This is a genomic window from Oligella sp. HMSC05A10, from assembly GCF_001808335.1.
In the GTDB taxonomy this organism is placed as follows: Bacteria; Pseudomonadota; Gammaproteobacteria; order Burkholderiales; family Burkholderiaceae_B; genus Oligella; species Oligella urethralis.
The window spans coordinates 1-2,821 of record NZ_KV792934.1; the positions used below are offsets into that span (position 1 = coordinate 1).

The window sequence follows — 2,821 nt, forward strand, 5'->3', positions numbered from 1 at the left end:
TTGAGCGTTATCAAGCTGATTCTTTTTCATTAAAGCTGAGAGAGCGTCAATTCTTGAAAAATGGACTTTCACAGATCGCACAAGGTGACGAAAATAAGGTCCAATATATCCTCTCCATTCCTATTACTCAAAAAATCGATGATGGGCGAGTAGGAGAAGCTTGTCTTAAAGCACGCCAACAAGTCGGTGTTGATAACTCAATGGATATGAAATTGGCTAGGGCAGCAGAACCCGCGTTGTTTTTGCTTGGTGGTACTGGTGTTTCTACGGCAAAAGTTACAAGTAGCCTTCAAATCTTTAGGAATATCGGAAAGAGTTATATTATGGACGCCGCTCAATCGATTGCTGTTGGAGGTGTGACTAGTTTAATGACTGAAGGAAGCTATACAACAGCAAACTTGTTTTCTGATGCTACTGTCGGAGTTGCTTTTTCAAGGCTTGTGAGAGGGATGCATTTTGAAAATAAGCATAGTTTACAAAAGCTTGATAAGCTTTCTCCAAATATAAGGATTCAAGTGACAAAAGAATCAAATAGAATAGTCAAACCTTTTTTACAAATTTTAGATTTTTCAGGAGGCTACTTTATAGGTGGTGGTGTTTCGGCAGGAGTTTCGCATTATGGCGGAAATAAGGTAGATACAAAAATAATAGAAGTTTCATCATTGAAACAAATATTTAATAAGCATGATAATGATAAACAATTGGAAGATTAATGCTATTAGAGCGAAATGATAGAAATATGCTCAGCGGAAGAGGGGCAATATTGGTGACTGTTTCACTGGCAGTTGTTATGTTTTTCATCCGTTGTTTTAACAAACCAGTTAAACGGAATCTTGAGTTTTTAATTAAGCTATTAACATTTGTCGGCATATTAACAATTTTCATGTTGATAAATTTGGTTTTTGGTAAATATAGTTTGTATTTTATGTGGGAGTTTTGGCTAATTATCTCCCCTGTTGCGCTTTTTTTGGTGTTTCTTTATAAAGACTCCTTTCCGATTTGGATTGATAAGGAGGAGTTGATACGCTTATGGCAAAAAGATCATTGTTTTTTAGCTATTGAAGATGGTTTTTTGGAAATAGATGAAGACAAGAAAGTGTTACTAGAAGAGGAGTTAAAACGCTCAGGACTACAAGAACCACAAAGGATAAAGAGTGAGATTTTGAGTGTTTGCAATACATGCTTAGAACCGTTGTCTACTAATGACACGACGAAAAGATATACTATTTTGCCAAGAGGCTGTAGGTTAAGGTTACCAACTCAAGATGAAATTTATTGGATCACCGAATCGACATTATTAGAAATGCGAAAACACCCTGTTTATGTGTATAAGTTTTTGCGTTTTCCAATTAGCTCACAAGAAACGCATTTCGATATTTATGAGATTCAACCTAAGCTAGGGATGAGACCGTTAATTTTTCAAGGCACAATGACTTATGGCGATAAACATTGGCGGGAAAGCAAGTATACAGATGTTTTGTTCTATGAAAAATCTATGGATATTTCCATTATTTTAAATCGACAAGAATGGACTGAACCTAAGTGGGTAGGTCAGTTCTATGTGGGGATTTAAATTTTAAATAAGGCATGTTTAATTTAGACCTAAACAGCCTGTTTTTTATGTCGGTAATGTCTGGGGGAATTAATAGATTGGATTATGATTCGCGAGTTAGGTGTGGTTGTAAGTTGCGTTGTTACGACAATCATCAAGGATGTCAGTCACGAAAATTAGATATCTAAGAGTTTTAATTTTTTATGGCGTATCGCAACTCGTTGTTATGAGGTCACTTGCACTTTATTTATAAAAAGATTTAAGGCTTTTAACACTTACGATTGTTTTGTGTTTTTTTGGAATGGGATCGTTACATATTTTGATGAGAGTAATGAGCCTCATAAAAAGACTGAAAGCTAGTGCCTGAATAAGGTAGTTAAGCATGCACACTAGGGGGTGGCAGGATATTGTATTAACAATGAGCGTCAAGAGCTCACCCCTTATTGCTCAGAACCTCTACGTTAAGAATCCCACATTACCGTCTTCTTATTTAATGGCGCAAACGATAAACAGATTAAAGATTACATCTTGCTATAGACTGATGAAACGTCTTTGTTTAAAGCCAGAGCTTACGAAATGGGTCGACTTCACAGGATGTGACCAAAGCGAGATGGACCATAGAGATAACAGGTACTAGAGGCCAGAAAATTGGCAATAGGTGCTGAGACTAAATAAGGTAGAGGTTAAGTTTCGATGGAATTATTAAATGTTGATTCAGCAGTTTATGATGAATTAGTTGAGTTTTCAGAAAGTATGTCAACGTCAGCCTTATGGGGCGAAGTTATTTATTTTTTAGGTGAAAAGTCACCCTACGAAGAACGTAAACAGTTATTCTTGTCCATCCTGTATCGTTTGACGCAGGAAGGGCGTATAAAACTTGCTTTTGACGGGAAGTTTCTTGAGGGCACTATTGAGGAACAGGTGCAACTTTATTCCGATCGATGACCCAAAGATGAGCGTAAATTAGCGGGTTTTGGCTTTCAATTTACGGAAGATAAACACGGTAACTTAATTGAGTTTTGGCCAATGTGTGGTTTTGTGTGGATTTATGAAGACGGCTCAATGGAGGGCACTTAGATTCAAGTCTTCAAGTTGCGGTTCGATGCGGGTCTAACGATACCGACCGTGGGTATCACTGCGGGTGCCAATCGAGGCAAAGGTTACGGCAACGCCGACAGCGTAACACACCGTCAGACACAGATTGGTGATGGCACCAGCCTGACGACATTGCAGGCATCACCTTGCGCGGTGCGCAGGTGTTGGGCGAGA

2 protein-coding genes and 1 pseudogene are annotated in these 2,821 nt (G+C 38.2%); all 3 read left to right on the forward strand.

The genetic code is table 11. The features are described 5' to 3' along the window. A pseudogene (locus HMPREF3144_RS11715) lies at positions 1-713 on the forward strand (hypothetical protein); the annotation flags it as partial. Beyond that, complete coding sequence (locus HMPREF3144_RS07515; RefSeq protein WP_070471015.1) at positions 713-1,573, forward strand: hypothetical protein; 861 nt, start codon at positions 713-715, stop codon at positions 1,571-1,573. The pseudogene HMPREF3144_RS11715 and the gene HMPREF3144_RS07515, both read left to right, overlap by 1 nt. Before the next feature lie 672 nt (positions 1,574-2,245). Continuing rightward, positions 2,246-2,497 (forward strand): DUF596 domain-containing protein, encoded by a 252-nt coding sequence (locus HMPREF3144_RS07520; RefSeq protein WP_070477255.1) that lies wholly within the window; start codon positions 2,246-2,248, stop codon positions 2,495-2,497. Positions 2,498-2,821 lie beyond the last annotated feature (324 nt).